At 42.8% G+C, this 24,616-nt stretch carries 20 protein-coding genes; 7 read left to right on the forward strand and 13 right to left on the reverse strand.

Going from position 1 to position 24,616, the window contains the following annotated elements; genetic code table 11:
- Positions 1 to 46: 46 nt before the first annotated feature.
- From JN11_RS04865 to JN11_RS04885, 5 genes are all read right to left on the reverse strand, one after another.
- The gene (locus JN11_RS04865; protein ID WP_144910171.1) at positions 47 to 1,231 is read right to left on the reverse strand and encodes a M20 metallopeptidase family protein; all 1,185 of its coding nucleotides are present in this window, start codon (positions 1,229 to 1,231) and stop codon (positions 47 to 49) included.
- Positions 1,224 to 1,661: an SPOR domain-containing protein gene (locus JN11_RS04870; protein WP_144910173.1), complete on the reverse strand. Its 438-nt coding sequence runs from the start codon at positions 1,659 to 1,661 to the stop codon at positions 1,224 to 1,226. The genes JN11_RS04865 and JN11_RS04870 overlap by 8 nt, the downstream gene beginning before the upstream one ends.
- Positions 1,662 to 1,749: 88 nt before the next feature.
- Positions 1,750 to 5,058: a preprotein translocase subunit SecA gene (gene secA / locus JN11_RS04875; protein WP_144910175.1), complete on the reverse strand. Its 3,309-nt coding sequence runs from the start codon at positions 5,056 to 5,058 to the stop codon at positions 1,750 to 1,752.
- A 333-nt stretch (positions 5,059 to 5,391) separates the two neighbouring features.
- Positions 5,392 to 6,276, reverse strand: coding sequence for a cupin-like domain-containing protein (locus JN11_RS04880; RefSeq protein WP_144910177.1), 885 nt, complete (start codon positions 6,274 to 6,276; stop codon positions 5,392 to 5,394).
- Between the two features lie 129 nt (positions 6,277 to 6,405).
- Complete coding sequence (locus JN11_RS04885; protein ID WP_144910179.1) at positions 6,406 to 6,927, reverse strand: hypothetical protein; 522 nt, start codon at positions 6,925 to 6,927, stop codon at positions 6,406 to 6,408.
- Positions 6,928 to 7,031: 104 nt separating this feature from the next.
- Between JN11_RS04885 and purD the strand changes: the two genes are divergently transcribed.
- Positions 7,032 to 8,306 carry a phosphoribosylamine--glycine ligase gene (purD, locus tag JN11_RS04890; RefSeq protein ID WP_144910181.1) on the forward strand — a complete coding sequence of 425 codons (1,275 nt, stop codon included), beginning with the start codon at positions 7,032 to 7,034 and terminating at the stop codon, positions 8,304 to 8,306.
- 124 nt (positions 8,307 to 8,430) lie between these two features.
- On the opposite strand, the gene JN11_RS04895 is transcribed toward purD, so the two are convergent.
- The 3 genes from JN11_RS04895 to JN11_RS04905 form a co-directional block, all read right to left on the reverse strand.
- Positions 8,431 to 9,561, reverse strand: coding sequence for a TlpA disulfide reductase family protein (locus tag JN11_RS04895; protein WP_144910183.1), 1,131 nt, complete (start codon positions 9,559 to 9,561; stop codon positions 8,431 to 8,433).
- Positions 9,562 to 9,642: 81 nt separating this feature from the next.
- Positions 9,643 to 10,785 (reverse strand): TlpA disulfide reductase family protein, encoded by a 1,143-nt coding sequence (locus JN11_RS04900; protein WP_144910186.1) that lies wholly within the window; start codon positions 10,783 to 10,785, stop codon positions 9,643 to 9,645.
- 64 nt (positions 10,786 to 10,849) lie between these two features.
- The gene (locus JN11_RS04905; protein ID WP_144910188.1) at positions 10,850 to 12,031 is read right to left on the reverse strand and encodes a formimidoylglutamase; all 1,182 of its coding nucleotides are present in this window, start codon (positions 12,029 to 12,031) and stop codon (positions 10,850 to 10,852) included.
- A 113-nt stretch (positions 12,032 to 12,144) separates the two neighbouring features.
- On the opposite strand from JN11_RS04905, the gene JN11_RS04910 reads away from it, so the two are divergent.
- Positions 12,145 to 13,119 carry an NAD-dependent epimerase/dehydratase family protein gene (locus JN11_RS04910; protein WP_144910190.1) on the forward strand — a complete coding sequence of 325 codons (975 nt, stop codon included), beginning with the start codon at positions 12,145 to 12,147 and terminating at the stop codon, positions 13,117 to 13,119.
- Here JN11_RS04910 and JN11_RS04915 read toward each other — a convergent pair whose 3' ends face one another.
- From JN11_RS04915 to ruvX, 5 genes are all read right to left on the reverse strand, one after another.
- Positions 13,120 to 13,491 carry a CoA-binding protein gene (locus JN11_RS04915; RefSeq protein ID WP_144910192.1) on the reverse strand — a complete coding sequence of 124 codons (372 nt, stop codon included), beginning with the start codon at positions 13,489 to 13,491 and terminating at the stop codon, positions 13,120 to 13,122.
- A gap of 3 nt (positions 13,492 to 13,494) precedes the next feature.
- Positions 13,495 to 13,986, reverse strand: a complete 492-nt coding sequence (locus JN11_RS04920; RefSeq protein ID WP_144910194.1) for a DinB family protein — start codon at positions 13,984 to 13,986, stop codon at positions 13,495 to 13,497.
- A 7-nt stretch (positions 13,987 to 13,993) separates the two neighbouring features.
- A complete protein-coding gene (locus tag JN11_RS04925; protein ID WP_144910196.1) occupies positions 13,994 to 15,541 on the reverse strand; it encodes an NAD(P)/FAD-dependent oxidoreductase in 1,548 nt (515 codons plus the stop codon).
- 204 nt (positions 15,542 to 15,745) lie between these two features.
- On the reverse strand, positions 15,746 to 18,043 hold the full coding sequence (locus JN11_RS04930) for a GH92 family glycosyl hydrolase (protein ID WP_144910198.1): 2,298 nt from the start codon (positions 18,041 to 18,043) through the stop codon (positions 15,746 to 15,748).
- 225 nt (positions 18,044 to 18,268) lie between these two features.
- Entirely contained in the window at positions 18,269 to 18,679 is a 411-nt protein-coding gene (gene ruvX, locus JN11_RS04935) for a Holliday junction resolvase RuvX (protein WP_144910200.1), read from the reverse strand.
- A gap of 242 nt (positions 18,680 to 18,921) precedes the next feature.
- Here ruvX and JN11_RS04940 point away from each other — a divergent pair, with 242 nt between their 5' ends.
- The 5 genes from JN11_RS04940 (at position 18,922) to JN11_RS04960 (ending at position 24,616) form a co-directional block, all read left to right on the forward strand.
- Complete coding sequence (locus tag JN11_RS04940) at positions 18,922 to 20,058, forward strand: DNA polymerase III subunit (RefSeq protein ID WP_144910202.1); 1,137 nt, start codon at positions 18,922 to 18,924, stop codon at positions 20,056 to 20,058.
- A 15-nt stretch (positions 20,059 to 20,073) separates the two neighbouring features.
- A complete protein-coding gene (locus JN11_RS04945; protein ID WP_144910204.1) occupies positions 20,074 to 21,438 on the forward strand; it encodes a PSP1 domain-containing protein in 1,365 nt (454 codons plus the stop codon).
- Positions 21,438 to 21,920 (forward strand): gliding motility lipoprotein GldH, encoded by a 483-nt coding sequence (locus tag JN11_RS04950; RefSeq protein WP_144910206.1) that lies wholly within the window; start codon positions 21,438 to 21,440, stop codon positions 21,918 to 21,920. The genes JN11_RS04945 and JN11_RS04950 overlap by 1 nt, the downstream gene beginning before the upstream one ends.
- 67 nt (positions 21,921 to 21,987) lie before the next feature.
- Complete coding sequence (locus JN11_RS04955) at positions 21,988 to 23,076, forward strand: tetratricopeptide repeat protein (RefSeq protein WP_144910208.1); 1,089 nt, start codon at positions 21,988 to 21,990, stop codon at positions 23,074 to 23,076.
- Positions 23,077 to 23,242: 166 nt separating this feature from the next.
- Positions 23,243 to 24,616 (forward strand): DNA recombination protein RmuC, encoded by a 1,374-nt coding sequence (locus JN11_RS04960; RefSeq protein ID WP_144910210.1) that lies wholly within the window; start codon positions 23,243 to 23,245, stop codon positions 24,614 to 24,616.

Consider the following 24,616-nt stretch of genomic DNA (forward strand, 5'->3'; position numbering starts at 1 on the left):
TATTCTTTAATATTTACCGATTTTTTGCTGAAGTTTCCTTCCAAAACTAATTCCCCAATTGTTTAACCGCTAAATAAGCCATTAAACCGGTGCTTATTTTAAAAGCATCTTCTTCCACATCAAAGGTTGGTGTGTGTACTGACGAGGTGATGCCGCGGCTCTCATTACGGGTACCTAAACGGTAAAAACAAGAGTCGGCTACCTGTGAGTAATAGGCAAAATCTTCAGCCGCCATCCAGATATCCAGGTCGAGTACGTTTTCTTTACCCAAATAATCTTCAGCGTGGCCACGGGTTGCATGCGTTAGTTTTTCTTCATTGATCAGGAAAGGGTAACCGCGCATAATATTAAAATCACAGCTTCCGCCCATACTTTCGGCAATGCCTTCGGCCATTTTTTTCATTTTGATATGAGCCTCACCGCGCCATTTTTCATCCATTGTACGGAAGGTTCCTTCCAGATAAACCTCATTCGGAATAACATTGGTGGCACCATTGGCAATCACTTTTCCAAATGAAAGCACCGATGGGCTCTTCGGATCAGCAAAACGACTCACTACCTGTTGCAATGCGGTTAGTATATGTGCGGTAATAATTACCGGATCAATGTTTTGTTGTGGTTGCGCACCATGGCCGCCTTTACCATGCACGGTTACATAAATTTCATCGGTAGAGGCCATGTATTTCCCTGCACGGAAACCTACTTTCCCAGCATCAATTAAAGGCATTACATGCTGCCCTAAAACTGCCTGCGGTTTTGGGTTCTCTAATACGCCTTCTTTTATCATCAAACTGGCACCGCCAGGTAATTTTTCTTCTGCCGGTTGAAAGATCAGTTTAACTGTTCCGCCAAACTCGCTTTTCAGATCGGTCAATATTTTGGCAGTCCCTAACAGGGATGAAGTATGTGCATCATGTCCACAAGCGTGCATTACACCAGTATTTTGTGATTTGTATGGCACATCATTGGCTTCCAAAATGGGTAAAGCATCCATATCTGCACGCAAGGCAACAACCTTGTCTGATGGTTTGTCGCCTTTAATTAAAGCAACCAAACCATTATCGGCCATTCTTTCATATTTCAGGCCCAATGCATCAAGCCTTGAGGCTACAAACGCAGAGGTTTCTACTTCATGAAAAGAAAGTTCGGGATGTGAATGTAAATGACGGCGGGTAGCCACCACATCGTTAAAAATATCCTGGGATAGCTGCTGAATTTTTTCTTTAATCATTGGATGCATCAGTTTTAGGCGGGTTGATCTTACCCGGTATAATAAACAGGCTGGTAAACTTATCTCTCAAATCGTTTTGTAATTTTTGGGCCTCCAGCTTTGTTCTGAAATCACCAACCTGCACTTTAAAGTTAGGTTCGGTATATAAAACGTAAGTTCTTATTTCGGGGTATTCGTTCGAGAAACGGGCTTGTGCATTATAAGCATCCTGCCTGTTGGAACCAAAGAAAATTTGTACCCGGTAACCGGATGTTGTTTCTTCACCAAGACCCACGCCTTTACTCAAAGAAGCCCTGCGGGCAATCAGTGTATCAATTAGCGGATCTTTTACAACCTCCACTTTGCCCCGGGTTTGGGCGTGTGATAGTGCCGGTAAAACAAACAGCACAAAAAAAATGCTGCAACTTATCCAACTAATTTTAGCTTTCATAGCCCCCTCTAAATCTCCCCCGGTAGGGGAGACTTTTAATTTTAAGTTTTTAAAGTCCTCCCTACCGGGGAGGGTTGGGTGGGGCCAATTAATTCTGACCTACGCCGTGGCAGTTTTTGTATTTTTTGCCGCTTCCGCAAGGACAAGGATCATTTCTGCCAATTTTTTGCTCAACCCTTACCGGGGTGGCTTTTTGCAACTCGCGCATATCCTGCATTGCTGCGCCATTAGCTTCATTCACCAATTCCGGTTTTGAAGTGCGCATTTTTTTCAGGTCAAGCTTAGGTTGAGGTTTTGCTTCGCGGATGTCATCAGCTTGCTGTTGTACCGGGATACCTCCTCTGAACAGGAAGCTTACCAGCTCCTTGTTAACAGTTGCCAGCATTTGGCGGAACAATTCAAAAGCCTCAAATTTATAAACCAATAACGGGTCCTTTTGTTCGTAAACTGCATTTTGTACAGATTGTTTTAACTCATCCATCTCGCGCAGGTGCTCTTTCCAGGCGTCATCAATCAGGTACAGGGTAACATTTTTTTCAAATGATTTAAACACTTCCAAACCATGATTTTTCACTGCCTTCTGTAATGGAACAGATACTTGTATACCATGCACACCGTCAGTAAACGGAACAACTATGTTTTCTACATATTCGCCACGGGTATCAAACACATCTTTTAATACCGGGTAAGCCTGTTGTGCAATAGCGTCCTGTTTGCGTTTGTAAAACTCCATCACTTCAGCAAAAACCCTGTCAACCAGCTTGTTGATGGTTAAGCCCGTAAATTCATCGTGAGATAGTTCCACATCTACCGAGAACAGGCGGATAATTTCCAGGTTAAAGCCTTCGTAATTGTTTGATTCTTTGTATTCGGTTACTACATCTTCCACCACATCAAAAATGGTGTTGTTAATGTCAACCTCTAAACGCTCGCCAAATAAAGCATTTTTACGTTTTGCATAAATAACGGTACGCTGTGAGTTCATCACGTCGTCATATTCCAGCAAACGTTTACGGATACCAAAGTTGTTTTCTTCTACTTTCTTCTGCGCACGCTCAATAGAGTTAGAGATCATAGAGTGTTGGATCACTTCACCTTCTTCAATACCCATGCGCACCATCAGGTTCGATATTCTTTCAGAACCGAACAAACGCATCAGATTGTCTTCCAATGAAACGAAGAATTGTGATGAACCCGGATCACCCTGACGACCGGCACGACCACGTAACTGGCGGTCAACACGGCGCGACTCGTGGCGCTCTGTACCCACAATGGCTAAACCACCGGCATCTTTAACGCCAGGGCCTAATTTTATATCCGTACCACGACCAGCCATGTTAGTAGCAATAGTCACCGTACTTGCTTTACCGGCTTCAGCCACAATATCGGCTTCTTTCTGGTGCATTTTGGCATTCAGTACGTTATGTTTAATACCGCGCAGCTTCAGCATGCGGCTCAGTAATTCTGAAATTTCAACAGATGTTGTACCTACCAGTACCGGGCGGCCAGCTTGTGTTAAAGCCACAATTTCTTCGGCGACCGCATTGTATTTTTCACGGACAGTACGATAAACCAGATCATGCCTGTCTTCGCGGCTGGTTGAAGTATTGGTTGGTATTTCTACCACGTCCAGTTTGTAAATTTCCCAGAACTCCCCTGCTTCTGTAACAGCAGTACCGGTCATACCGCAAAGTTTGTGGTACATACGGAAGTAGTTTTGCAGGGTAATGGTTGCAAAGGTTTGGGTAGCATCCTCTACCTTAACATTTTCTTTAGCCTCAATAGCCTGGTGCAAACCATCAGAGTAACGGCGGCCATCTAATACACGGCCGGTTTGCTCATCTACAATTTTTACTTTGCCTTCGTCAAGGATGTATTCTGTATCTTTTTCAAACAGGGTATAAGCTTTCAGCAATTGGTTTACCGAGTGGATTCGTTCTGATTTTATAGAGAAATCGCGCATCAGCTCATCCTTATTGGCGATTTTTTGTTCGGCTGGTAAATCAGACTTTTCAATTTCAGCAATTTCTGTACCCACATCAGGCATCACAAAGAAATGAGGGTCTTCACCCGAAGTGGTGATTAGTTCAATTCCTTTTTCTGCCAGTTCAACCTGGTTATTCTTTTCATCTATAATAAAAAACAGCTCGGCATCTACCTTATGCATTTCCTTACTTTGGTCCTGCATATAGTAGTTTTCTGATTTTAATAAAAGCTGCCTGTTGCCGCCTTCACTTAAATATTTTATTAAAGCTTTGCTCTTCGGTAAACCTCTGAAAGCACGTAATAAAGCTAATCCACCTTCTTCAGGACCAGTTTTGCCTTCGGCAATCAATTTTTTGGCTTCGTTCAATACACCGTTAACATATGCTTTTTGTGCATTTACCAAACGTTCAATACGCGGTTTCAACTCATAAAACTCATGCTCATCACCGCGGGGTATTGGGCCAGATATAATTAAAGGTGTACGGGCATCATCAATTAAAACGGAGTCAACTTCATCCACCATGGCAAAATGCAGCTTGCCTTGTACCAGCTCTTCAGGGCTACGTGTCATATTGTCACGCAGGTAATCGAAACCAAATTCGTTATTGGTACCAAAAATAATATCACTCATGTACGCTTTGCGGCGTTCTTCTGAATTCGGCTCATGCCTGTCTATACAATCAACCGATAAACCATGGAATTCATACAGCGGACCCATCCATTCAGAGTCACGACGTGCCAGATAGTCATTCACGGTTACAATATGTACACCCTGACCGGCCAAAGCATTTAGGTAAGCAGGCAATGTTGCTACCAAGGTTTTACCTTCACCCGTAGCCATTTCCGAAATTTTACCCTGGTGCAATACAATACCGCCAATCAGCTGTACATCATAATGTACCATGTCCCATGTTACTTCGTTTCCTGCGGCAATCCACTTATTATGGTGGATGGCTTTATCACCCTTAATCAAAACATTTGATTTACGAGCAGCCAAATCACGGTCAAACTGGGTTGCCGTAACTTCAATGGTTGCGTTTTCTTTTAAACGTTTAGCCGTTTCTTTTACCACAGCAAAAGCCTCGGGTAAAATGCGCATTAAAATAACTTCCAGCTCTTTATTGCGGTCTTTTTCCAGCTTATCCAGTTGGGTATATAACTCAACTTTCTCGCTAACATCTATATCCGGATTATTGTCCGTTTTGTCTTTTATCTCTTTAATCTGGCTGTCAATTTCGGCAAGACCCTCGGCTATAATTTCTTTAAAGCCTATTGTTTTGGCCCTCAGCTCGTCATGGCTTATATCGCCAAGCTTGGCAAATTCAGCCTTAACCTTTTCAACCAAAGGCATCAAACTTTTAACATCCCGTTCTGATTTGCTTCCGAAAAGCTTACTTATAAAATTTAACATGTTATTTTTTATCTGTGGCAATAAACTCAACAATTGCGCCATAGCAAAAATGAGCCATTATGACAGGCAAAGTTAGTGATTTCACATGATGATTTCACCGATTTGTTTCTGTTGATTTCACTGATTTTTGCAAGAGATCAAAAAGAAAAAGGGTAATTATGATGACAAAGGGGCGTAATTGGGGGGTACTTGAAGGGTGCGTGATCTATTAATAAACCGCTATCGTGGTTACTTATAGTTTTCACTAAGATCAATAATTGAAATCATTCGCCAATTGATAAAATCATCAAAAAATCGGTGAAATCTATTAATATCAGTGCAATCACAAAATTATTATCTTTCCTGTACTTTCATAATTTCGCCTACAATTTTACCATAGGCCAGTACCGGAGCGGCAGCAAACGATATTTTTCTTTTCCAGTTAACGTAACGATCATAGATAAAATCATCCCAGTTATGTCCGTTTAATTGTGCCCGTCCCAGTGAAATACATGGCTCGGTAATTTTAGTGGTATGCCACCATCCTGCCGGGAAAAGCAGGGTTTCGCCCTGGTTTAGCGTAAACTCAATGGGTTTGGCATTTTTAAAAAGAGGGAACCTTTCGTAATCGGGATCCAGGAAATTAACCTGCGAAAACTTTGGGTTATTATAATAGGGGTACATGTATGGCGTTTGCTCGGGAGGGTACATGATAAAATCTTTCGACCCATATATCTGCGTTATCTGCGTGTGCATAAACAAAGCATCAAAATGCAGGAATGGAAAGCTGGAGCCATTACCACCCAAAAATATCTCATAAACTGTTGTGCCCTGTAACAATTGTTTAGGCATCAGTTTATGATTAATACGATCCAGTTTTCCATAAATAATTTCGGGTAAAAAATATTCCATCAATTCAGGAAATACTTCTTTTACATCGAAATTAAAAGGGTAGGGTGCCGGGGATTCGGCGGTAGAGACCATCATCATGTCCACAAAGTCGGCCATTTTATAAACAACCCCGTTTATATCTTTAGTAATATGTCCGTAATGCTCTTTAAAATATGCGGGAGTAAAATCTTTTAGTGCCTTCCAGTCCTTTGCCGCATCTGTTAACACCACCGGGAGGGATTTTTCTACATATTCTCTTATAAACTCTTGTTGCGATAAATCGGTACGCCTGTCAACAGTGGTAATTTCCCGGTGTTTTACAGGGGTCTGCAATTGCTCAATAAGCATATAATCAGGTTTACTTAATCCTCAGTTAAAATAAAGTTAGGGCCAAACTTTTAGTTATACGGACAATGCTGTACTAAGGTTATAATATGAAAATTTTAATTTAAAGAGATGGTTTTTAGCCTGGTACGGCTACAGATCATCTTCCGGATCGGTGTCATCTTCACCATCCTCATCCTCAAATTCATTAAAAAAGCGATCTTCATCAAACATCAGTTCCTCCAGCTTTTCCTGTTCGGGGGTGCTAGCATCAAAGCGGATGGCCCAGTTATCGGGAATATCATAGGTTTTATCAAAACTGCGTATCCAATCAACAAAAACAAGCCTGAACTCATCAACCTTATCGCGCATCAGGTTTACATAGTCTTCTTCATTAATTTTCATCATGGAGGCAAAAGATACCGCATTAAACATATCCTGGCAGGCAATTTTTATCAATACTGCATTTTGCATCCTTAATGAATATAATCCCCCGCCTTCAGCCCCTGCAATTTTGGCCTGAATAAGTGATGCATTACTAAACATTTGGCCTGCCAGATGCTCCTTCATCTCATCCTCCTTCAAGGACTCAGCAATTACTTCAGCCAGGTCAAATAGCTCTTGTGCTTTTTGATACACTGGCAATTTTTCATATTTGTCTGATTTGCGAGACATTTAGGTATCTGTTTTAATGTGAAGATACCATTATTTCATCACGCAAACAATTTTTGAGTTAACTGGAAAGTCCGACTTTCGGACTAAAAATCTATCTTTGACCCATGAATATCCTGCTCCTTGGTTCGGGTGGAAGGGAAAGTGCCTTCGCCTGGAAAATCTCTCAGAGTCCAAAATGTGAAAAACTTTTCATAGCACCCGGAAATGCCGGTACCGGAAAGTACGGCACCAACTGCAATGTAAAAGTAACAGACTTTGAAGGCATTAAGCAACTGGCTTTAACCAACCATATAGATCTGGTACTGGTTGGTCCGGAAGAACCATTGGTTAAAGGTATCCATGATTTTTTTCTGGCAGATGAGCAAATAAAACATATCCCGGTTATTGGCCCGCAGGCCGAAGGCGCGCAACTGGAAGGCAGCAAAGATTTTTCCAAACAGTTTATGGAGCGCCATAATATCCCAGCGGCGGCATCCAAAACTTTCACTAAAGACACGTTGCAGGAAGGTTTTGAATACCTGGCCACTATTGGTTTGCCCATTGTATTAAAGGCTGATGGTTTGGCAGCAGGTAAAGGTGTATTGATTTGCCTGAGCGTAGAGGAAGCACAGCAGGAACTAAAGGAAATGCTTACCGAAGCCAAATTTGGCGATGCCAGTTCACGGGTTGTTGTTGAGCAGTTTTTACAGGGGATTGAACTTTCGGTTTTTGTGATGAGCGATGGCACCCATTATAAAATTTTACCCGAAGCTAAAGATTATAAACGTATTGGAGAGGGTGATACCGGTTTAAATACCGGAGGTATGGGTTCTGTTTCACCTGTTCCGTTTGCTGATGCTGCTTTTATGCAGAAGGTAGAAGAACGCGTTATTATTCCTACCGTTAACGGGTTGAAAAAAGAAAACATCCCCTACAACGGTTTTATTTTTATTGGGTTGATGAATTGCAACGGTGAGCCATGGGTAATTGAATACAATTGCCGTATGGGCGATCCGGAAACGGAGAGCGTGATGCGCAGGATAGATTCAGACTTTGTTGATCTTTTATCTGGCGTGGCCGAAGGCAATTTAAACGAAAAAGAATTGGTCATTTCCCCAAAAACAGCCGCAACCGTAGTGATGGTTGCAGGAGGGTATCCGGGCGAATATTTAAAAGATAAAATTATTACAGGCATTGAGAATGTACATGAATCAGAGGTTTTTCATGCCGGCACTTACCTTGATGGTGAAGATATTAAAACATCTGGCGGCAGGGTTTTAGCTGTAACCAGCTTACAAAACGATATGTTTACTGCCTTGCAACAAGCCACTGCCGATGCGGCCCGTATTTATTATGATGCCATGTATTTCAGAAAAGATATTGGTTTTGATTTGCTATAAATAGCTCATTAAGTCATTGGATTTTGTGGATGGTTAGCGAGTTATAAAGACTGTAAAAATTTAAAAGGCGTAAGAGAAAAATCCTCTTACGCCTTTTTTAATGACTCAATTATTAAATGACCAATTAAATCTTACCAAAAAGTTCTTCCAGTTTTTCTTCCAGATCATCGCCTCTCAGATTTTTGGCAATGATTTTTCCATTAGGGTCAATTAAAAAGTTTTGAGGGATAGCGCGTACTGCGTATAAACCAGCTGTTTTGCTGTTCCAGAATTTAAGGTCTGAAACCTGGGTCCAGGTAAGGCCGTCTTTATGTATCGCGTTCAGCCATTTATCTTTTGCATTCGGGCGATCCAGAGAAACACCAATGATGGTAAATTTTTGTCCCTTGTAATGATTGTACGCTTTTACAACATTCGGGTTTTCATGACGGCACGGTCCGCACCATGATGCCCAGAAATCAATCAGTACGTATTTGCCTCTGAATGATGATAAGTTAACGATGTTGCCGCTGGTATCGGCTTCTGCAAATTCAGGAGCGGTAGCGCCTATAGCTACTGCCTGTATTCTTGGCAGCAGTTCGGCAAACTTTTTACCGGCGCTGGTTTCTTTTACCGCAGGCGTAAGGTTATCATACAAAGGTACAATTTCAGCATAATCAGCACCATAAGCAAAACTTTGCAAAACGGTTAAGCTAACATATGAATCAGGATTATCCTGTATGAATTTTTTGTTTATGGCATTTTCGCGTAACTCAATTGCCTTTTCTGCCTTATTATATTCTTTCTCATACACTTCAGATTCTTTATCGGCCTTTGATGCTACACTTTTTTTGGCTTCAAGCAAATCGTAGTCATCATTTATCGGTTTAATAACCTGATCATAACGTTCGTTATCATTATTGGTTTTGGTGCCGGTAGCTTTTGCACTTAAAAGAGAATCGGGACTGTTAACAATGATGTTTCCCTGTTCAATATAAATGCTTTTATAATCGTGAGTGTTAGGTCCTGTGCCTTTTTTGTTCAAAACCAGGTAAGCGTTTTGAGGATTAGGGCCAATAGTGCCTTCAAACTGAAACTTACCGCCATTAACCACAACCGAGTCGGTTACCGTTTTACCATTTACTGCATGCTCCAGATAAACCTTGGCGGGGCTTGTATAGGTTGTATTTATGGAACCTGTAATGTTGTATTTACCATCCTGGGCAAACACAATTGCAGGAATGCTGGCAACAGCAAATAATAAAAGTTTTTTCATTGTTAATTTTTAACGCAAAATATAATATTACAGGCAATTAAAAAAATGTTGCCAGCAATAGTTACATAAAATTAACCTTGTTTAGTTTCCTAAAACTTCCTGAAGTTTATTTTCCAGATCATCGCCCCTTAAATTTTTAGCGATAATTTTACCATCTGGACCTATAAGAAAATTAGCCGGGATAGACGTTACCTTATACAAAGAGGCTACTTCATTGTTCCAGAATTTAAGGTCAGATACCTGTGTCCAGTTCAAGTTATCATTTTGAATAGCTGCCAGCCATGCGCTTTTACCATCTGGTTTATCAAGCGAAACACCGATTATGGTAAAGTTTTTGTCTTTAAACTTGCTGTATGCTTTCACAACATTAGGGTTTTCCTGGCGGCAGGGGCCGCACCATGAAGCCCAAAAATCAACCAAAACATATTTACCCCTGAATGATGAAAGCTTTACCGGCTCGCCATTAACGTCATTTTGTGTAAAATCGGGCGCAATGGTACCGATAGCGGTAGCCCTTAATGCATCAAGCGAGCTTTTTAGTCTGCGGGCCGCTTCCATATTTTTTACCCTGTCGGATAATGAATTATAAAGTGGGTCTATTTCCGATGGATCAGGTGAAGGGCCTCCTACAGAATACAGTGCCAGCAAACTCAGGTAACTATCCGGATTGGTAGATATAAATATTTTAAGTACTGCCCTTTGTTCTAGCTGCAATTCTTTTTGCCTGGTATTCATGGCATTTTGGAACTCGGCCGAATTTAACTGAGCGGGACTTGCCGCGCTCTTTTCGGTATTTAAAGCCTGCGCCTTTGCCATTATCGGCTTTAGCTGGGCCATTAGTTTTTTATTGTCATCGTTTATTTTCGATCCGGTTACTTGCGCCCGGGCAATGGAGTCTTTTCCGGTTATGGTAAATTCACCTTTATCAATATAAAAATTCAGGTTATCGGCCGAGGTATCCAGTTTATCCAATCCTTTCCCAAAAGGATCAATAACAATTATTGCAGGTGTTGGGTTAAGTATGTTCCCTTTAAAATCAAAACTACCTGCTGTTATTTGGGCCGAATCAATTACCCTGTTGGCCCCTAACTGATATATTAAATACGCCCGTGCCGGATTGTTTAAATGGCCAACGGTGCTTTTAATTTCAAATGGTTCTGGTTCCTGCTGTGCCATCGCCATAAGCGGTAACAGGGCAACTATACATAAAAATATTTTCTTCATCTTCTTTTTCTATCCTCGCGGATTAAGGTTTGATAACGTTTAAATTAGGAATGAATTATACTTTTCAATTTAATTTTTGATAAGTACGCCACCAAAGGTCGGGCATTTCGCCGGATACGGCAGTTTTATAATCGTCATACAGGCAGGGCACCAGGTGAAAACGTTCGTTTTTTGATCCTCCGGTAGGGTAAGGTACCTGCATCCACCAGCGATCGGACTTTTTGCTTTTTACAAAAACCAGCTCATGCTCCTCGTGCTTTAAACTGGTTTTATAAATCAGGTACTGCGATTTGGGGTTAAGCGGAAAGTCTTTTTTACGGTTATAAACACCGTCAATAAAATACCATATCATTTGGGCCAGCAGCATAGCGGTTTGCCCGTTATTGTCATAAGCCGGGTTAAACTCGTAAAAACCGATGGAAGTTAGTTTATCATTAAAGCCGGCATACCTTGCAATCTGGCAGGCTTCTTCACCATAAAAACCATTGGGACTGGCGTTCGCATTTCCCATAGCATCCGAAGCCCTTACCGCACCAATATCAAAACTGATCATCCCCGCATTGCGGATAATTGGTTCTGCAACGGCAATATTTCCAGTCAATTCGCCTAAACGGTGCACATCGAAATAAAGCTTGTCCATTACCCTTAAGCTTTCCTGGCTGGCAAAATAAGTTTGGTAACCCATATTACTGTAGTTAAACAGGTAATTCGGGTCGTGCAGAAATATTTTATTCAGGTAAGATATGGAAGTAGTTTCTACGCTGCCGGTAGAGATATCATCATCCAGATCAAAATGCGAGTCAACAATTACCAGGTCAACCTTTTGCTCCAGGTCCTCATAGGCCATGTACTGGGCGTAGGTTAAATCCTGGCCACCACCTATTATTATGGGGATAATATCTTTTTTTACCAGCTCGCTTACCACCGTTTTCAGGGCGATATAGGTATCTGTAACCGTTGCTCCCTGGCGAATATTGCCCAAATCAACAATTTTGGTTTTGTAACTTCCCTCGTTTAAAAGGTATAGTTTTTCGCGCACATAGTCCGGACCAAGGGCACAACCGGGGTTGTTTATCGCATTGCGGTCTTCCTGTACACCAATAATAGCGATATCTATTTTTTGCTCCAGATCAGGAAAATCAACCGAAAAGTATTCGATCTTGCTGCCTAAATGACTGGTGTAATACCCGTTTTTAGGGATAATCTTTTTCTGGTCAATAGGTGAAAAAAAATCAGATAGCGACATAATGCAAATGTGCAGATTTTTTGTTTTAGTTGGAGATTTAGTAATTGCAAGTTCATATCTACCGTTTAAGTTCAGACAAAATTCTGCACATTTGCAATTCATCATACTAAAAAATGATATTAGTTACCGGGGCAACAGGTTTTTTAGGATCAGAGCTGGCATTACAGCTGGTAAAACAGGGCAAGCAAATCCGTTGCACCAAACGGGCCAAATCAATAATTCCGGAAATATTAACGCCATTTAACACACAAATTGAATGGGTTGATGCCGATTTGATGGATGTTTTTGCTTTGGAAGATGCCCTTGATAACGTTACACAGATTTATAATTGTGCTGCATGGGTATCCTTAAAACAGGCTGATAAATTACCGATGATTAATACCAATGTTACGGGCGCCGCCAACCTGGTGAACCTGTGCATGGAAAAAAATATCAGGCTGGTACATGTAAGCTCCGTTGCAGCAATAGGAATGGCCAAACCCGGCGACCTGATTACCGAAAACCATCACCTTGATCAGGCTACCGAAACAGACGGCTATGCCCTATCCAAACTGGAAAGCGAGATGGAAGTTTGGCGCGGCATTGCCGAAGAAGGCCTTGATGCGGTAATTGTTAATCCATCAATTATTATAGGGGCAAGTGCAGGCACCAATGGGAGCGGGCAATTGTTTGAAACCGTACGCAAGGGCCTTAAATTTTATACTGCAGGCAGCTCGGGTTTTGTTGATGTGGAAGATGTTGCCAAATGTATGATTGCCCTGATGGATACCAACATTACCGGCGAGCGCTATGTTATCAGCGCTGAAAACATAGGCTACAAAGAGATAACAGCAGAAATTGCCACTGGCTTTGGTATAAAACCACCCGCCATTTATGCTAAACCCTGGATGATGGGCCTGGCCTGGCGCGCTGCTGCATTAATATCAGCTATTACCCGTAAAGATCCGTTTTTAGATAAGGTTTCTGCTCAAGCAGCTTCCATGACACGCAATTACGATAACGCTAAAATTAAAAAGGCTATCGGTATTGAGTTTAAACCAATAAGTGTGTCTATAAAGGAAATTTGCGGGCGATTGAACCGCCCCTGATTAATACTCGCCTATTGATAGCAATACCAGTGTACAGGCATATTCCGTTTCAATGCCTTTTTCATTGGCCATGCGCTTGAGCTTTGAATTTTCGGTGCCGGGGTTAAAGATGATTCTGCGGGGATGGGTATTTAAAATATAATCGTACAATTTTTCCTGATGCTGCGGACCAACATACAGGGTTATGGTATCAATATCGGTATGAATTACTTCGGGTTTTTCAATTGGCACCCCGGCTACTTCACCCTCTCTAAGGCCAACATTTACTATAGCATGGCCCTTGCTTACCAAACGGTTAGCAGCCAGATAAGCATATTTATCACTGCTGGGAGTTGCACCCAAAACCAATGTTTTTTTACTTGCTGATTCCATCAATTACGCTCCAATCTGTATTATCCTTGTTAACAGCGCTACCTGGGCCGAGTGATAAATATTATGCTGTATCAATCCTTTTACCAATTCCTCAAAACTTACACCGGTGCCCAGCTCCGGGTTACGTTCATCTTTTATAGGCTGGTTCCAATCCGGTTCGGGAAAATCGCGAATAACGCCTAACAAATTTACGTTAAGCAACTTCAGATCATTGACATAGTTCTGCCATTTTTGCTCACTGGGTTCGCCATGTTCTGGCCAGTCACCGCTTGATGGCAGCTGGGCGGTTAAGCCGTTCATCCTGTCCAACACTTCTTCCGTCCAGGCCAGCATGTGCAGCACAATGTCGGCAATGCTATGTACCGATCCGGCTGGTTTTTCAAAAGCGGTTTCAAAACCTACCTCATCCAGCAGGGTATAAACCGGTTTGCCATACCAGGGGTCGCCAAACAAAACGTTCTCTAAATCGTGGGTTAATTGTTCTGATATCGTCATTGTGATGCTAAACTATTTTTGAAGCTGCCGATGCACAGTTTATTCCATCTATCGCAGCAGAAATGATGCCACCTGCATAACCTGCACCCTCACCACAGGGAAATAAACCTGCCACCTGCGGATGCTGCAGCGTTTCTTTATCCCTCGGCACCTTTACCGGCGATGATGTTCTCGACTCTACCCCAACCAACAATGCCTCATTGGTATAATAGCCTTTCATTTTACGGCCAAATACCGGCAATGCTTTTCGCAAACGCTCGTTAATCCAGCCGGGTAAAATTTCATTTAGGGCGATGCTCTTTGTACCGGGCAAATAGGAGTTTGCCGGAAGGTCAGCCGAAATACGGTTCTCCACAAAATCAACCATACGTTGCCCTGGTGCTACCAGGCTGCCCCCCCCGGCGGTAAAAGCCAGTTTTTCTATTTGCTGCTGAAAGCGCAGCATCTTCATCGGGTCCTTATCATTCCCGGCAACATCTTCCATATTGATCTGTACCACCGTGCCCGAGTTGGCAAAGGGGTTATTTCTTTTTGATGGGCTCCAGCCGTTTACCACTATTTCATCAGCCTCTGTTGCACAGGGCGCTATGATACCACCCGGACACATGCAGAAGGAAAACACGCCCCGATTATCCACCTGTTCTACCAAATTATAGTAGGAGGGTGGCAGATCTGGTCCGCGCAAATCGCAGTGATATTGTGCGCGGTCTATAATTTCCTGCGGATGTTCAATCCGTACGCCCAAAGCAAAGGGCTTGGCTTCAATCAGGATGTCCTGATGATGCAGCATTTCAAAAATATCCCTCGCCGAGTGGCCCGTTGCCAGGATCACGGCATCCGCCAGTATCTTTTCGCCCGATGCCAGCTGAACGCCTTTTGCCTTGCCAAACTCCACCAACAGTGCAGTTACTTTGGCATCAAATATCACTTCGCCGCCGGCATTTAAAATGCTGTCTTTTATTGAGGTAATAATTTGCGGTAATTTATTGGTGCCGATATGCGGACGGGCATCCACCAAAATATCTTCCGTTGCGCCATGGGCCACAAAGGTTTTCAGCACGGCATTTACATCTCCGCGCTTGGTCGACCGGGTGTACAGCTTACCATCCGAATAGGTACCCGCACCACCCTCGCCAAAACAATAGTTCGACTCGGGGTTTACCAATCCTTGTTTATTTATATTGGCCAAATCACGGCGGCGTTGCTTAACATCCTTGCCACGCTCCACAATCACCGGCTTCAGGCCCAGTTCCACACAGCGCAAAGCAGCAAATAAACCCGCCGGACCAGCACCTACAATAATTACTTTTTTAGCTTCTTTAACATCAGGATAGTTAACCGTAAAGGTTTCGGGTTGATAAACCTCGTCCACAAAAACCTGCACATTAAGCCTAAAAACCACTTTACGACCACGCGCATCAATAGAACGTTTCAGAATTTTAACGGCGGTTATTTTTTGTGCCGATATGTTTAAGGCCGTTGCGGATATCTTTTTCAATACCGCTTCATCGTCCTGCTGCCCGGGAGGGCATACTATTTCAATTTCTTTTACCATAATGCTGCCGGGTTTTTATCCCGGATAAGGCAAAGTTAGGAAAGTTTTAGGAGGGATGAAGGATTTGTTTAATCAGCTGTTTCACTTTTGTTGCACAGGTGTTTCACTCCTGAAACAGTAAGCCGATACCATGGATATAAAAAGAAAACCCCGCTACTTTCCATAAAGAAAAAATAACGGGGTATCAATTTGCGTGTGTTACTATTATTTATGCTTCGATCCCATTACATAGGTAAGCTCGCCGCCGTTCATGATATCGGCATGGCTTAAAAAGTAACCGCTTAACGGTTTGCCGTTCAGCAATATCTTTTGCACGTAAACATTTTTATCGCTCTGGTTTTTTACGTTGATGGTAAAGGTTTTACCACTTTCCAGGTTGATGGTTGCATGATAAACCGACGGACTGCCAATTGCATACTGATCAGATCCCGGGGCTACCGGGTAAAAGCCCAGCGAGCTGAAAATATACCAGGCACTCATCTGGCCAGTATCGTCATTGCCGCCTAAACCATCCGGGGTGTTTTTGTACATCTTCTTTAATATCATGCGGATCTTATCCTGTGTTTTCCATGGCTTGTCGGTCCAGTCGTACAGGTAAGCGTCATGGTGCGATGGCTCGTTACCGTGCACATAGTTACCGATGATACCGTCTTTGGTGATGTCTTCGGTTTCGGCAAAATATTTATCCGGCAGGTCATAGCTAAACAGACTGTCGATGTAAGTTACAAAACGTTTGTTGCCGCCCATGGCTTTAATCAATCCGGCAGGGTCATGCGGCACATACAGGGTGTAGTTCCAGGCGTTGCCCTCAATAAAGCCCATGCCAATGGTGGTAAACGGATCGAACTTGGTTTTGCGCCAGGTGCCATCAGCTTCCTTTGGGTGCATAAAGCCGCTCTGCGGATCGAATACATTTTTCCAGTTTTGCGAGCGTTTTATAAAGGTATCATACACATCCATCCGGTTCAGTTTTTTAGCCATCTGGGCAATTGTCCAGTCGTCATAAGCATATTCAAGGGTTGATGATACCGAGTTGCCGTCTTTTTCATCAGGGATGTATCCCATATCAATATAATCGCCAACACTTTCGTAAGTACGGTGGTTGGCGGTAGTTACTGCTGCATCCAAAGCTTTGTTGGCATCAAACGATGTAGTGTTGCCCTTCACCACAGCATCTGCCAAAACAGCTACGCTATGGTAACCGCTCATACACCAGTTTTCATTAGCCGAATTGCTCCACACCGGCAGCATGTGTTCCGGACTCTGGTCAAAGTGGGCCAGCATGCTCTGTACCATATCGGCATTTCTTTTTGGTTCGATGATGTTAAACAGCGGGTGCAATGCGCGGTGGGTATCCCACAAACTGAAGGTAGTATAATTGGTAAAGCCATCAGCCTGGTGAATATTCTGATCCAAACCTTTGTACTTGCCATCAACATCCATGTAAACAGTAGGGTTAATCATGGCGTGATACATAGAGGTATAAAAATTCTCTTTATCGTCCTTGCTGCCTTCAATCACAATTTTATGCAGCTCGGTTTCCCATTGTGCCTGGCCATCGTTCTTCACTTTTTCAAAATCCCATCCCGGCACTTCGGTTTGCAGGTTAAGCAGCGCACCATCAATGCTCACCGGCGATATGGCCATTTTAATTTTTATCTTTTCGTTCTCCTGTGTTTTAAAGTCAAACCAAACCTTTAGCTGGCGGGCCGCAATCTCCGGGAAATTTTTTACGTGGTTAAACTTACCCCAAAAGCCGCCGTATACTTCGCGCTTGCTAAAGTTTTTGTAGCCCATTTGTATAAAGGGCTTGTTAAAGGTCATGGCAAAATACAAGGCACGTGTACGTGCCCAGCCGTTGGTTAGGCGATAACCCACTACGGTGCTATCATTCACCATGCGCAGATAGGTCCACACGTTTTTATCAGGATAATTATAAATACCCGCCATCAAATCAAGCACAATATGCGCGCTATCCGATTTCGGGAAAGTATACTGGTGAAAGCCTACACGGGTGGTAGTGGTCATTTCGGCAATAATGCCCGATGCATCCAGCTTCACTTTATAATAGTTGGCCTCACTCACTTCATTGGCGTGCGAAAATGCCGAGCGGTAGCCGCTGCCGGGTTTATCGGCCGTGCCGGGATTCAGCATTACTTTGCCTACGGTGGGCATTACCAAAAAGTCGCCTAAATCAGAGTGACCTGTTCCGCTAAAGTGGGTATGGCTAAAGCCTACTATGGTTTTATCGTCATACTGGTAGCCTGCACAATATTTATAAACATCGGGGTTATAGTGGCCGTTCAGTTCATAGCTGGGGGTATCCGTTTCCGGACTCAGCTGTACCATGCCGAAAGGAACGGTAGCACCCGGAAATACGTGGCCCATACGTTGGGTACCAATAATAGGCTTTACGTAGGGAACCAGCTTTTCTGTAGTTTTATTTTGTGCTGCCGCGATGAGTGTGGAGCAGCTAAAAAAAGCAATGAGAATTTTCTTCATTTTAATGTGCAATGGATAAATGCCAAATATAAGCGGATTGTTGTATTTATACTGATGATGAGTGTATTTGTTGGCAGGCTGTAACGGGGTTTTGACAATAGTAAGAATCAAACCCAGCCCCACCTAAATCCTCCCCGGTAGGGAGGACTTAAAAATAGGCAGCGGCGAAGCTAAAGTCTCCCCAACCGGGGGAGATTTAGAGGGGGCCGCTCTTGCACTATCAACCTAAAACTTAGCCTGCATCCATGATTGCAGCAGAATTACGGCCGAAATGGTATCTACCAATTCCTTATTCTGGCGGTGCTTTTTATTCATGCCACTTTGGGCTATGGTAGCCGATGCCATTTTGGAGGTAAAACGCTCGTCGAGCATTTCAATAGGGATCTCCGGAAAAGTTTTGCCGAGCAAATTCACAAAGCCCTTTACATGGATGGCCGATTGCGATGGGGTGTTATCCATCTGCTTGGGTTCACCCACTATAAAGCGTTCAACCTGTTCTGTTTGCAGGTATTTTTTCAGGTACTCGATGATCTGGTTAGGGTGTATGGTATCCAAACCAGTAGCGATGATCTGCAAGGGATCGGTAACCGCAATACCAATGCGTTTGGTACCATAATCAAAAGCCATTATCCTCATTTTGTTAGCTTTGAGATTTAAAATGTTAAAGGTGGTGTAAACTTTTCACATTTCAAATGTAACCTTAATTACGCATTCTTCGTTTAAGCGAAAAAAGTAAACGGGCCAAAAATAAATCCGATGATCGGACCACCGAGGCGTTTTTTTCTTTTTTCTACAATTTTTTTCTTCGAATGATGTGCCCGCATCAAAATCTTTTGGTGTAGCTATCAAATCTCGTATCTAATAAGTATTTTGCACCAATGCAGTTTAAGCAAATAGTTGGACAGGATGCGATAAAGCAACGGCTGATTAACTCGGTGAAAGAGAACCGTGTAAGTCATGCCCAATTGTTTTTAGGACCGGGCGGCTCGGGTAGTTTACCCCTGGCGGTTGCCTACGCGCAATACCTTTCGTGCGAGGATAAGCAGCCCGACGATTCCTGCGGGGAATGTTCATCATGCCGCAAGTATCAGAAACTGATGCACCCCGACCTGCATTTTTCTTATCCCTTTTTTGCCAAGCATAAAGATGATACCGCTATTACTTTTATTGAACAATGGCGCGAAGCATTCATCACCAATCCTTATTTAAACCTCGATACCTGGCGCGATTACCTGGATGCCGAAAACAAACAGGCGAATATCAATATTGCCGAGTGCCATCAGATTATTAAGAAACTAAGCTTCAAGCCGTTTGAATCGGCCTACAAAATATTGATTCTCTGGCTGCCCGAATATCTGGATAAAGAGGGTAATGCCCTGCTCAAAATTATTGAGGAACCGCAGCCGAATACGCTGTTTATACTGGTAGCCCAAAATCAGGATCAGATATTAAATACCATTTTATCGCGTACGCAGCTGATTAAAATTCCGGCGCTTACCTATGATGATATTAAAAGTCATCTGATGGAAAAGCATAACCAGACCGAAGAAGCAGCGGCTGAAATTGCTTACCTGTGCAACGGAAATTTATCCGAAGCATTAACCATGCTGCAGCAGGACAACAAGGGTTACCATACCAGTTTTGTGCAATGGCTGCGCTTGTGTTTTGGCAATAAGGGCCTAGAAGTAATGGGCTTTGTTGACCAGGTTGCGAAAATGGGGCGGGAAAACCAAAAGAATTTTTTAAGATACGGCATCAGCTTTTTACGCGAATGTTGTTTGCTTTTATCGGGAGCCGGAAGCCTGGTACATTTACCTGCGCAGGAGCTGGAAACCGCAAAGAAAATGACCAATGTGATGGATGTTGATCAGTCGCAGGCCATCATTACGGAGCTTGAAAAAGCACATTATCATGTAGAGCGAAATGCTAACCCTAAAATTTTATTTTTAGATGTATCTTTACAGATTATAAAAGTATTAAATTATAAAACGATCCGTCAAAATGCGGACACCTAATATATCAAATTAATTATGGGATGTGGAAGTTGCTCAACGGGGGGCGGATGTTCACCCGCGGGTTGCAAAAGTAATGGCTCATGCCTTACCAATGGTTGCAGCAAACTGGATGTTTACGATTGGCTATCGCACATGGATATGCCAACAAATTATAAGCCTTTTCATATTGTTGAAGTAAAATTTAAAGGATCACGAAAAGAATTTTACCTGAATAATGATAACATTTACCTTGAGGCGGGTGAACTGGTGGTTGTTGAAGCTGCTACCGGCGGCTATGACGTGGGCCACGTTTCCATAACCGGCGAACTGGTGCGCATGCAAATGACCAAGCGCCGGGTTAAGGAAGAAGAGGTTGCCAAAAAAATATACCGCAAAGCCACCGTTGCTGATGTGGAGAAATGGAAAGCGGCCAAAGACCTGGAATGGGAAACCATGCACAAATCGCGCACGCTGGCATTGCAGCTAAACCTGAGTATGAAGCTAAGTGATGTGGATTACCAGGGCGACAAAACCAAGGCCACTTTTTATTATACGGCCGAAGGCCGCGTTGATTTCAGAGAGCTAATTAAAAAAATGGCCGAGCAGTTTAGGATCCGTATAGAGATGCGGCAGATAGGCATGCGCCAGGAAGCAAGTCGTTTAGGCGGTATTGGTTCCTGCGGTCGTGAGCTTTGCTGCTCTACCTGGCTTACCGATTTTAAAACGGTTTCAACCTCTGCAGCACGCTATCAAAATTTATCATTAAATACTTTAAAACTGGCCGGCCAGTGTGGTAAGTTAAAATGCTGCCTTAACTATGAGCTGGATACTTACATGGATGCGCTTAAATACATTCCTGATAATGTAAACTTTTTAAAAACGGAAAAAGGAGATGCCCGCCTACAGAAAACAGATATCTTTAAAAAGCTGATGTGGTTCAGCTATCCGCGCGAAGAATCGTGGGTACCATTGCCGATAAGCCGGGTTAAAGAAATCCAAAAGATGAACAAAGAAGGTATTGTTCCGGCTGATTTGGGCGAAATAATAGAAATTGAAACCAAACCGGTTAAAATTTTAGATTACGAAAACGTAGTAGGGCAGGACAGCTTAACCCGCCTTGACGAGCGCCGTAACAGCAACGCTAAAAAGAAAAACAACAAAAACCGCAATAAAAGCAAAGCCAACGGCCAGTCAGAAAATGCACTTCAACAACGTGCTGCTGCTCCTGCTACACCGGCGGCAAATCCGCAACCTGCAAAAACTGCCGCAGAGCGGCCGGAGGGTGAGGCTAAAAGCACTAATAACAGGCACAAAAAATTCCGCCCAAACAGGAACAACAAAAACCGGCAGGATAATAACCGCAGCGAAAGAAACCAGGGTGACAACACAGATAAACAGTAATGAAACGGGTATTTAAACTATTTCTTCTTCCGGCATTTGCCGCCATTTTATTATCGCAAAGCGGGTGTACAGATAAAGGCGCTGTTATTGATCAGCACAACATGGTTCCCGATCATGACTGGACCTATCTTAACAAATTCAGCTTCAACTTTAAAATTGATGATGAAAAAAGCGCGTACAATGTGTACATGAACCTGAGGGTAACATCGAGCTATAAATACTCTAACATGTTTGTGCTGATTACCCAAACCGGGCCCGATAAAAAACCAAAGGTTAAGCGCTATGAATTAAAGCTGGCCAGCAAATCCGGTGAATGGTTGGGAACAGGGTCTGGTAATTTGTATAATTATCAGCTTTCATTTTTAACCAATTATAAATTCCCTGTTAAAGGCAATTATACTTTTACTATAGAACAAAATATGCGCGACAACCCACTGCATGAGGTAAGTGACGTAGGTTTAAGGGTAGAGAAGGTGCAGTAAAATTTGGCCGGGCTTTATTTTCGCGAAACTCTTTTTTAATTTCTTACGTAATACGCTGTCTTATAGCATGAAAAAGATTTTACTTGTTGCATTATTTATCCCAATCCTTGCAAAATCACAGCCACAGGCAGCAATTACCGATAGTGCACGGTATGCCGATTCTATAGTTTTTTTTAGCAAAGCGATTGTTGCTCAACCCCATAACAGCGCTGCTTACTATAAAAGGGGGGGTATCCGGTTTATATTGAAAGATTATACCGGGGCAATTACTGATTTAGATAGCGCTATAACTTTTAACAACAAATATGAGGAAGCCTATCTTGAACGGGGCCGGGCAAAATATGCGCTAAACAATTACGATGCTGCCGTTGAGGATTATACTGCGGTAATTAAGTTAAACCCAAATAATGCATCAGCTTTCAACAACAGGGGCCTTGCCAAACAAAAAAAGGATTTGAAAGGATCGCTGGAAGATTTAGACAAGGCCATAGCGTTGAGTCCGAAAGATCCGGTTTTTTACAGTAACCGTGGCGATACCAAACGCCGGGGACAGGATTACAAAGGCGCCCTTGCTGATTATAACACAGCCATAAATTTAAACCCTGATTTTGTTAACGCTTATTATGCCCGTGGTATAGTAAAATACGATCTGCAGGATTATGCCGGCGAAGTGCTGGATGATACCAAAGCCATCAGCCTTGATCCGAAATATGCCAATGCTTATTATAACAGGGCCCTGGCCCGTGCTAAACTGAGTATTTATGCGGATGCTGTGGATGATTGTTCAGATTACATCGAACTACAGCCCCTTGACCCTGATGGATATTATGAACGTGGCAATAATGAGTTTAACCTGGAGGATTACAAAACCGCTATTGAAGATTACAGCACCTGCATAAAAATTGATAAAAAATATACTGCGGCTTACTTAAACCGGGGGTTGGCTAAAAGTAACTCGGGCGATTTTGACGGAGCTATTAAAGATTACGATACCTCTATAAAAATTGACCCCAAATTTGCCGACGCCTATAATAACCGTGGTGTTATTATGGTGCAGATGAAGGATTTAAAAAGAGCCTGCGCCGATTTTAAAAAAGCCCTGTCATTAGGTAGCGACCAGGCTGCTGATAATATTTCCAAATATTGTAATAATTAAAAGGGGGGGTCACCCTGAGGCACTCGAAGGGTGAGCGCAGAGGCCCTTACCCGCACGCTTCGAGACCCTCAGCATGACACCCCTTTTTTTGATCTTCTAATACCCATAGATATAATTTTTTACATTCCTAATTTCATACCTTCGTTTTGCTAATATTTTTATCAAAATGGATGTGTACGTTTTAGTTGCGGCTATAGTAATCCTTTTAATTGCCGTTTTTTTATTTTTAAAGAAACCGGTTCCTGCCAATGGTATTTCTGCGGATGAGTTTAATCGTTTAAAAAATGATAATAACCTGCTTAATATTGAACTGGCCAAAGCGCAGCAATATGCGGTGGGTATTATCGCTGAAAAAGAAAGCATCACCAATTTGCTGAAAGAAGAAAAAGGTCGTTTACATGATGAGTTGCTTTATGAGCGTACCCAACTGGCGGCAGCCAATCAATCTTTAGAAAGTGCGCGATCATACTACAAATCTCAGCAGGAAAAAATACAGGAGCAGAAGGTAGACGTTGAGCAGATCAGGGATAATTTTCAGCGGGAGTTTCAAAACATTGCCAATAAACTGCTCGATGAAAAATCAAAGGGCTTTATTGAAACCAACCGTACCAACCTGGATATCCTGCTTAATCCGCTAAAAGAAAACATCAAGGCCTTTGAAGAAAAAGTGGATAAGGTTTACAAAGCTGAATCGGACGAAAGAAATGTTTTGCGCGGGGAAATAACACAGCTAATGAGCCTGAATAAACAGATTAGCGAAGAGGCACAAAATTTAACCAAGGCACTTAAGGGCGATAACAAAAAGCAGGGCAACTGGGGCGAGGTAATACTGGAAAAAGTTTTAGAACGATCGGGCCTGGTGAAAGACCGGGAGTACCGCTTACAGGCCAGCTTAACCGGTACTGATGGCAGCCGCTTACAACCAGATGCCATTATTGATTTGCCGGATGATAAGCATTTAATTATCGACTCCAAAGTATCCTTAATTGCCTACGAACGCCTGGTAAATGCCGAAACGGAAGAGGAACGCAAGCTTTATTCAAAAGCACATGTAGAATCTATCCGCGCGCATGTGCTCAATTTATCTTCCAAAAACTATCACGATCTGTACCAGATCAACTCGCCCGACTTTGTGTTGCTTTTTGTACCGATTGAATCATCCTTCAGTTTTGCGGTACAGATTGATGCTGGTTTATTCAGCGATGCCTGGGACAAACGGGTGGTAATTGTAAGCCCATCTACCTTGCTGGCAACGCTGCGTACCATAGCCAGCATCTGGAAACAGGAGCGCCAAAACCGCAATGTATTAGAAATTGCCCGCTTAAGCGGAGCTATGTATGATAAGTTTGTGGGCTTTGTTGGCGATATGGAAAGCATCGGCAAAAACATCAAACAAAGTCAAAATGCTTATGAAAGTGCGCTCAATAAGCTGGTTGACGGATCAGGGAATCTCACTAAAACAGCTGAAAGAATAAAAAATCTGGGCGCTAAAGCAAATAAGCAGATCGATCAGAAATATATCGGCGACGGGGAGGAGTAG

The organism is Mucilaginibacter frigoritolerans (assembly GCF_007830615.1).
GTDB lineage: Bacteria > Bacteroidota > Bacteroidia > Sphingobacteriales > Sphingobacteriaceae > Mucilaginibacter > Mucilaginibacter frigoritolerans.